This is a genomic window from Microcystis sp. M179S2, assembly GCF_020245805.1.
Taxonomy (GTDB): domain Bacteria; phylum Cyanobacteriota; class Cyanobacteriia; order Cyanobacteriales; family Microcystaceae; genus Microcystis; species Microcystis aeruginosa.
The window spans coordinates 1-6,450 of the sequence record NZ_JADBUE010000312.1 but is presented as its reverse complement, the minus strand read 5'-3'; the positions used below and the strand labels follow the sequence as shown (position 1 = coordinate 6,450).

Sequence of the window (6,450 nt, the reverse complement as noted above, 5' to 3'; positions counted from 1 at the left end):
TTCCCTTTTTACCCTCATTCCCTATTTTTTCTTTTTCCTTTTCTTTCCCGCCCTTAGGCGGGTCGATTTTTTTGAGAAAATGGCGTTAATGTTAAATTTTATTAAGGCAATGAAAGAATTATCGGTTATCATACTAAATCCGTTGAGTATGGGCTACATATCAGGAGAGGCACTCATGCAAAAGGGGGAATAAATAGGGTTTGCTGAAAAAACTTTTTCAGCAAACCCTAAGTAGCTAGACACAATTAAATGCACATATTTAACTACCTCTTGCCTCTTGCCTATCCTAACCAAGAAGTTAATTTTGCCCTATTACTTATCAGTTCCCATCTGTTGCCCCTAAGCTTTCTGTTCCTGTTTAGATTTATGTAGGGGATCCATATAAATCTCTAAGCGCTTAAATACCACAGAGGAAAGGGTAGTTAAAACCAAATAAACTACAGCAACAGCGATATAAATCTCGAAAGCTTTATAGGTAGTGGCTACCATTAACTGACCTTGCCGGAATAACTCTTCAAAACCGATTACTGCCGCTAAACTGGTATCTTTAATTAGGGTGATAAATTCATTCCCCAAGGGTGGCAACATCCGGCGAAAAGCTTGGGGAAAAATCACCTCGTGCATGGTTTGCACTGGGGACATTCCTAGACTAGAACAAGCTTCCCATTGACCATTATCGATCGATTGAATACCGCCGCGCATAATTTCAGCTAAATAGGCCGCCACATTTAAACTTAGGGCAAATAGGGCCGCCGGTAAACGATCTAAGTCGATATTTAAGCCAATTTCTCGGAACAACCCGGGCAAACCAAAATAGATCAAGAATAATTGCACCAGCATCGGTGTTCCCCGAAAGAAATCCACATAGATGCGGCAAATTGTTTTTAACCATTTGTAGGGAGAAATCAGGGCAATGGCCACTAAAGTTCCACCGATTAACCCGAACAGAAAAGACAGAACCGTTAACAGAATTGTCCAGGGAACCCCTTTCACAATCAGGTTATAGAATAATTCTCCCCAGTTAAAACTTGATTCCTGTAAATTCTTTAAAGCCGGGGCAACTAAAGGTAATTCTGGCGGTTTTTCTCCAAACCATTGCCGAAAAATAGCATCGTACCGACCACTTTCTATGACTCGACCGAGAGCATCATTAATTAACTGGAGATAGGGGGAATTTTTGGGTAAAGCAATCCCGTAGAATTCCTCCGTTAATAATTCTCCGACTACTTTTACTCCCCGTAAACCCGCTTGTTTAATTGCATACAAAGTCACGGGTTTATCGTTAACTACCGCCTCAACTCGACCATTAATTAATTCCTGCAAAGCTAAAGCCGCCGAGTCAAATTGACTAACTGTTGCCCCCGGTATTTTTGTCGCTTCTAAGGCTCCCGTTGTGCCAATTTGGACGGCAATTCTTTTGCCTTTTAAGTCTTCAAAATTTTTAATTGTCTTATTATCTTCCCGAACAGCGATCGCTAAACCAGCCCTAAAATAAGGTCGAGAAAAAGAAATCGCTTGGGCGCGTTCGGCGGTGATAGTCATGCCACTAATAGCGGCTTCCACTGTTCTCGCTTGTAGAGCCGGAATAATGCCATCAAAGGGTAAATTTCTAAAGTCAATGTTGAGATCGGCTTCCTTGCCAATCGCCCGCATTAAATCGATATCAAACCCAGTTAATTGTCCCCCTTGTTGAAATTCAAAGGGCGGAAAAGTTGCTTCTGTGGCGACTCGAAAAGGATTAGGAGGGGTCTGAGAAAAAGCCGGAATAACAGTTAATCCGAGCGCCAAGACTAATCCTAACAAGGCAAAGATAACTCTCTGTACCGCCCGCCCTCGCCAAAATTTAATCATTTTTTAATTGTTTCTCCTTGATTTTTTCGCTCAACTAAGTTAGTAATTTCGTCCTACTTCCCACCCAAGACAGATGTAGAGAGACTATTTGAGTATTATGATTATTCCTCTTGATAAAATGTCGTCAAGGATACAATCTGGCAGAAACTAATCTCGATACCTTTGTACAGACAGAATGTAAAATTTTTTACGAGAGGATATCATGACCACTACTACCCCTGTGATTGTCAGTGAAGGTTTACGCAAAAGTTACGGCTCTTTAGAGGTACTTAAAGGAGTTACAGGCACTCTTTATCAAGGGGATGTGGTATCGGTAATCGGTCCCTCTGGCTGCGGCAAAAGTACCTTTTTACGCTGTCTCAATCGTTTGGAAACAATTAACGGTGGCCGCTTGGAGGTGATGGGGATTGACATCTCTTCCCCGAAGTTAAATCAATCAGTCCTCCGCAACTTACGCAGCCGGGTAAGTATGGTGTTTCAACACTTTAATCTTTTTCCCCATCTCACCGTTTTACAAAACTTGGTGTTGGCCCCCAAGCAAGTGTTACACCACTCGGAAAATGAGGCTAAAGATACGGCAATTCATTATCTGGAAAAGGTGGGATTGGCCCCAAAAGCCGATGTTTATCCCGACCAATTATCGGGAGGACAAAAACAACGAGTGGCGATCGCTCGCAGTCTCTGCATGAAACCAGAGGTGATTTTATTTGATGAACCCACTTCGGCCCTGGATCCGGAATTAGTCGGGGAAGTGTTAAACGTTATGCGTCAATTGGCCGATGAGGGGATGACTATGGTAGTCGTCACCCACGAAATGCAGTTCGCTAAGGAGGTCTCTAACAAGGTTTTGTTCTTTAATCAAGGTGTCATCGAAGAAGCAGGCGATCCCGACACCTTCTTTAATCATCCCCACAGCGAGCGCCTACAAGCCTTTTTAAGTCGCATCAATAGTAATTAGGGTTTGCTCAATTCAGGAGTCAGTATTCTCCGAGTCAGGAGACAGGAGACAGGTTTTAGGTGTTGGGGGTTGGGGTTTTGGGGTTTTAGTTCAATTTCCCCACTTCCCCACTTCCCCACTTCCCCACTTCCCCACTTCCCCACTTCCCCACTTCCCCACTTCCCCAACAATTGTAAAGAAATGTTACAATTATGCTGTTATGACAGCTTACCATCTTGACAGGAGGGAAAGACAGTGGTTATAGTAAGGACACATACCCGGGTAAACCAATTTAGTGATATGCAAGACAAGCAAAAAGTCACACTGTACCTTCCCCCTGGAGTCCATCGTCAACTAAAAATAAGAGCCGCGATCGATGAAGAATCGATGTCAGGGCTGGTGGAAAAAGCGATCGCTTTCTACCTAAAATACCCCGAAAAGGTAGAAGAAATCGAAGCCGCCGCCTATGGCAAAACCTATCAGGTTCATGTCTGTCCCGAGTGTGATGCCGCCTTAGTGATGAAAGAAGATCGGCTAAGGTCAATCAAACGCCAGCCCGGAATAGTCGGCGACGAGTTCCCGCTCGAAGTTCCCGAACCCGTTGGCGCTCAAGGAACCGCAGAGGGAGAAGCAGCCTTAGTTCCCTGCTAAACTCTCGGTAGCCGCCCAAGGTCAAAACCGTTACCACAAATAGGGTCGATGTTATGAAAGAAGAGCTAGAAATTCTCGTCAAGGCTCAGTATCCCCTGATTTACCTCGTCACCTCCGAGGAGGAAAGGGCGGAAGAAGCCATCAGCAAAATAGCCCAACTAAATACACAACATCGACGGGTGTTTGTCTGGACTGTCACCCACGGCATGATCGAACAGGGTCAACCGCGCCAAACCAATCAACATAATACCGTGTCGCCAGAAGCGGCGATCGAATGGGTAGTGCGTCAACGGGAAGCGGGCATCTATATATTTAAAGACCTGCATCCGTTCATCACTTCCGCTCCAGTCACTCGCTGGTTGAGAGATGCGATCGCAAGCTTTAAAGGAACCGAAAAAATCATTATTTTAATGTCTCCCCTGCAAGAAGTCCCCATAGAACTAGAGAAAGACGTAGTAGTTCTAGATTTTCCCCTGCCCGACATGGGAGAGTTAGATACAGTTCTCTCGCAACACCTAGGCAAAAATCAAAATCGTCGTACCACCACAGAGGTCCGGGAAAAACTCCTGAAAGCGGCCTTAGGCTTAACCAAAGATGAAGCCGAAAAAGTTTACCGCAAAGCCCATGTAAAAGCGAACAAATTGACGGAAGACGAGGTAGAAATCGTCCTTTCCGAGAAAAAACAACTGATTCGCCGCAACGGAATTTTAGAATACGTTGAAGAAGACGAGACCATCAACGCCGTCGGTGGTCTGGAAGAATTAAAAAAATGGTTAAAACAGCGCTCAAATGCCTTTACAGAAAGAGCCAGAGGTTACGGACTCCCCCAACCGAAAGGAATGCTAATTTTAGGAGTACCAGGCTGTGGTAAGTCCTTAATCGCTAAAACCACCTCGCGCCTCTGGAGTTTACCGCTCCTGCGCTTAGATATGGGACGGGTTTACGATGGTTCCATGGTGGGACGGTCTGAGGCTAACCTGCGTAATGCCCTAAAAACTGCCGAATCCATCTCTCCGGCCATTCTGTTCATCGATGAATTAGATAAAGCTTTTGCCGGTGGCACAGGATCCGCCGATTCCGATGGGGGAACCTCTAGCCGCATCTTCGGCTCCTTCCTGACTTGGATGCAGGAAAAAACCTCACCCGTCTTCGTTATGGCCACAGCTAACCGGATTGAACGGCTACCCGGGGAATTTCTCCGCAAGGGGCGCTTCGATGAAATCTTCTTTGTCGATTTGCCCAATTCCGAAGAAAGACAAGATATATTTAATATTCACCTGACTAAACGACGCTCCGACATTTCTCGCTTCGATTTGGAGCAGTTAGCCAAGGTATCCGATGGGTTTTCCGGTGCGGAAATAGAACAGGCGCTGATTGCCGCCATGTATGAGGCCTTCGCCCAAGATCGCGAATTCACGCAATTGGACATTATTGCGGCGATTAAGGCGACTCTGCCCCTATCTCGCACCATGACCGAACAGGTGACGGCCCTGCGTGATTGGGCCAGACAACGCGCCCGACCTGCTTCGGCCTCCGTCGCTGAGTACCAGCGATTGGAGTTCTAACAGACTTTCGCCCGCTCCCAACGGGATGAAAGGCTAGTTCTCAGGGACTAGCAATGCCTCGAAAAGCCGCTTGGCGGCACTCTTTAACTCTCAATCTGTTGTTGTTGATTCTTATCTACAAAGAGGAAATTCCAATGTCTCATTTTAGCACTCTCCGGACCAAAATCACCGATGCCGAAATCCTCAAAGCTTCTCTCCGCGACCTCGGTATTAGCGTAAAAACCGAAGCTGATGTTCGTGGTTACAACGGTCAACGGGTTCGCTCCGACATCGTTGCTGTTCTCGATGGCGAATATGATCTCGGTTGGTCCCGCAATACCGACGGCAGTTTCGATTTAATCGCTGACCTCTGGGGTGTAGCCAAAAAACACAATCAAACCGAATTGATCAACTCGATCAACCAAAAATACGCTGTGAACAAAACCCTATCCGAAGTGAAACAGCGCGGTCTGCAAAACGCTAACGTTAAGCTAGTCGTTCAAAGCTAAGATTTACAGCGCGTTCCCAAGCCTAGGGGTTGACCAGTTCGGTTAACCCTTTTTTCTGTCCGTGGGGTATGTTAAGAATAGTAAAATTAACTTGACAAAAATGCTCCGACCTGAAGAAAGAACTAAACTCGATCCGACGAAAGACAGCGATTTTTATGCTTTTCCCCGCTTCGTCACCCACGTGGATGAGGGTTTTATCGATCGATTAACCGCTCTCTACCGAGAGATCTTATCGCCGAATACACGCATTTTAGACCTGATGAGCAGCTGGGTGTCCCATTTACCGGAGGAGATGGAATTTGAGCATATCGAAGGTCACGGGATGAATGGGGAGGAGTTAGCCAAAAATCCCCGCTTGCATAGTTATTTTGTCCAAGACCTCAATGCACAGCCAAAATTGCCCCTAGGGGATAGTTCTTTTGATGCGGTGTTAATCACGGTGTCGGTGCAGTATTTGCAGTATCCAGAGGCGATTTTTGCGGAACTGTATCGCATTTTAAAGCCTCATGGTCTGGTGGTGGTTAGTTTTTCCAATCGGATGTTTTACCAAAAAGCGATCGCTGCTTGGCGCGATAATAGCGATTTAGGCCGGGTAGCGTTAGTGAAATCCTATTTTAAATCGGTGGCGGGATTTAGGGAAGTACAGGCGATCGTTCGTCCTGCTACTACCCCCAGTTTCCTACAAATGTTAGGAATTATGGTTGCTGATCCCTTCTATGCAGTGATAGGAAAAAAAGAATCCTCTCTAGGATTATAGTCATCGTTAACAATCAGAGGGCTATTGTCATAATACATACATACTGTGAGCAACACCATCTAGGGTCTGCTGAAAAAGTTTTTCGTGGGGACAGGGTGTGGGGTGTGGCGGTGATTCGCCTTTCTGGCCCCAATGCGCGGCTGGCCGGGGTGGCGTTGTGCCCCAAGCTGTTGAACGCCCCGCCCCGGCGGCTGGTGTGGG

7 protein-coding genes are annotated in these 6,450 nt (G+C 46.2%); 6 read left to right on the top strand and 1 reads right to left on the bottom strand.

Annotated features, from left to right (window positions below; genetic code table 11):
• Positions 1–193: hypothetical protein (locus tag IM500_RS19655; RefSeq protein ID WP_287739377.1), on the top strand; the 193-nt coding region annotated here is incomplete at its 5' end.
• Between the two features lie 146 nt (positions 194–339).
• Here IM500_RS19655 and IM500_RS19650 read toward each other — a convergent pair.
• Positions 340–1,851, bottom strand: a complete 1,512-nt coding sequence (locus IM500_RS19650; RefSeq protein WP_287739376.1) for an ABC transporter permease subunit — start codon at positions 1,849–1,851, stop codon at positions 340–342.
• 202 nt (positions 1,852–2,053) lie between these two features.
• Here IM500_RS19650 and IM500_RS19645 point away from each other — a divergent pair, with 202 nt between their 5' ends.
• The 5 genes from IM500_RS19645 (at position 2,054) to IM500_RS19625 (ending at position 6,249) form a co-directional block, all read left to right on the top strand.
• Positions 2,054–2,809 (top strand): amino acid ABC transporter ATP-binding protein, encoded by a 756-nt coding sequence (locus IM500_RS19645; protein ID WP_190723085.1) that lies wholly within the window; start codon positions 2,054–2,056, stop codon positions 2,807–2,809.
• 279 nt (positions 2,810–3,088) lie between these two features.
• Positions 3,089–3,439 carry a slr0373 family blue light stress response protein gene (locus IM500_RS19640; RefSeq protein WP_012265766.1) on the top strand — a complete coding sequence of 117 codons (351 nt, stop codon included), beginning with the start codon at positions 3,089–3,091 and terminating at the stop codon, positions 3,437–3,439.
• Between the two features lie 53 nt (positions 3,440–3,492).
• Positions 3,493–5,004, top strand: a complete 1,512-nt coding sequence (gene ycf46, locus IM500_RS19635) for a stress-responsive protein Ycf46 (RefSeq protein ID WP_190723084.1) — start codon at positions 3,493–3,495, stop codon at positions 5,002–5,004.
• Positions 5,005–5,138: 134 nt separating this feature from the next.
• Positions 5,139–5,492 carry a DUF1257 domain-containing protein gene (locus IM500_RS19630; RefSeq protein ID WP_002731874.1) on the top strand — a complete coding sequence of 118 codons (354 nt, stop codon included), beginning with the start codon at positions 5,139–5,141 and terminating at the stop codon, positions 5,490–5,492.
• A 100-nt stretch (positions 5,493–5,592) separates the two neighbouring features.
• Positions 5,593–6,249, top strand: a complete 657-nt coding sequence (locus tag IM500_RS19625; RefSeq protein ID WP_185237822.1) for a class I SAM-dependent methyltransferase — start codon at positions 5,593–5,595, stop codon at positions 6,247–6,249.
• The last annotated feature ends 201 nt before the right edge of the window (positions 6,250–6,450 follow it).

Excerpts from the sequence above, each read along its gene's own strand:
- IM500_RS19650 (WP_287739376.1), bottom strand. The coding sequence starts at position 1,851 with ATGATTAAATTTTGGCGAGGGCGGGCGGTACAGAGAGTTATCTTTGCC.
- IM500_RS19645 (WP_190723085.1), top strand. The coding sequence starts at position 2,054 with ATGACCACTACTACCCCTGTGATTGTCAGTGAAGGTTTACGCAAAAGT.
- IM500_RS19625 (WP_185237822.1), top strand. The coding sequence starts at position 5,593 with ATGCTCCGACCTGAAGAAAGAACTAAACTCGATCCGACGAAAGACAGC.
- ycf46 (WP_190723084.1), top strand. The coding sequence starts at position 3,493 with ATGAAAGAAGAGCTAGAAATTCTCGTCAAGGCTCAGTATCCCCTGATT.
- IM500_RS19640 (WP_012265766.1), top strand. The coding sequence starts at position 3,089 with ATGCAAGACAAGCAAAAAGTCACACTGTACCTTCCCCCTGGAGTCCAT.
- IM500_RS19630 (WP_002731874.1), top strand. The coding sequence starts at position 5,139 with ATGTCTCATTTTAGCACTCTCCGGACCAAAATCACCGATGCCGAAATC.